The organism is Mesorhizobium sp. M7A.F.Ca.ET.027.02.1.1 (assembly GCF_004022985.1).
In the GTDB taxonomy this organism is placed as follows: Bacteria; Pseudomonadota; Alphaproteobacteria; order Rhizobiales; family Rhizobiaceae; genus Mesorhizobium.
The window spans coordinates 1-1,211 of the sequence record NZ_RZOL01000772.1 but is presented as its reverse complement, the minus strand read 5'-3'; the positions used below and the strand labels follow the sequence as shown (position 1 = coordinate 1,211).

Annotated in this window: 1 pseudogene; it reads right to left on the bottom strand. The window is 63.8% G+C overall.

Annotation, left to right across the window (positions count from 1 at the left end):
* Positions 1 to 174: 174 nt before the first annotated feature.
* A pseudogene (locus EN749_RS36040) lies at positions 175 to 1,211 on the bottom strand (plasmid partitioning protein); the annotation flags it as partial.

Genomic DNA, 1,211 nt, shown 5'->3' with positions numbered 1-1,211 from the left:
GCTCTGGCGGGCGTGGTGTTCCATCACGATAAGTTACGATCGAACCGAGTGGAACGAGGTCATAGATCAATTGAGCCGACATGACGGGTCTCCGTGTTGCTCATTGGTGGAAACAGAACCGCCGCCGGTGATGTGCCGGCGGCGGAATGATCGTTCGGAGGGAAAGGGAGCCGCCTACTCGGCGGCCACCTTGTAAGTCTCCATCTGTTCGTCAGGGAGGTCCTCGTCCTGCGGAGCGGGGTCGTCGCCGACGTAGTCATGCGCGGGCTCGACAACCGCATCGCCGTCGAGCTGGTCCTGGTCCGCCGGCGTGCCATCGTCCTCGGGCTGTTCCCTGGCCTCGTTCATCTTCAGCCAAGAGGTCAGCTTTTCCGGAGTGGGCGCAAACAGCGCCGACGGGTGGACGAAGCGGCCTTCCTTGAAATGCTCGACCAGGGCCGCACGGGTGTCCTTGACCTTCTGACGAGGCAGGACGGATGTATCCGCGCAGGCGGCTTCCAATGCCTGCCGCGACAGGCATGACAGGAAATCCTCTGTCCCCATGTTGGCCAGGAAATTGTCGGCGGCGATGACGTCGCCGGCGACACGGGCGACAACGCCGCTGTCCGAGCGATTCTCCCTGCAGGACAAAACGTCTGTCAGCAAGGACCGCACGGCAATGCGCAGCGTGTCCATGTCGAAATCAAGCTTGCCCTCTTGGTCGAACAGGCGCGCGGCATGTTGGCCGAGGCCTGCGGCCCCGTAATAGGAGACGTCGCGGGCGCCAGATGCCACCGTCACATTCTGGCCCGCGAAGGCGAGAACGAGCAGCGCCATCAGCGTGTCGTCCCCGATCGGTGCGCGCGACAGCGCCTCGTGCAGCGCGTCGGTGCGCAGGTCTCCGATCATCTCTGTGCCTTTGCGCGTCACGTCCGGACGCGGCTTTGCCGTAACGACGATATCGTCGCCGTCGGTCACGACATCAGCGCCATTCTCGCCCTTGGGCTTTTTGGCCGCCGGCATGCGGTACGCGACTGACTGCACCTTGCCGTCGCGGTCGAGATACATGGCAGTGTGATCGGACTTGGACGGCTTGCCGTACACACGCTCGGCCTTGGGCGGCAGCTTCGGCTCGCCCCACTGACCGGCTTCCACGATCGCGCCACGCTTGGGCACAGTGTTTGCCATCCACTCCTGCTGCGCGCCAAGGAAGGCCTCGACATCCGTCGTAT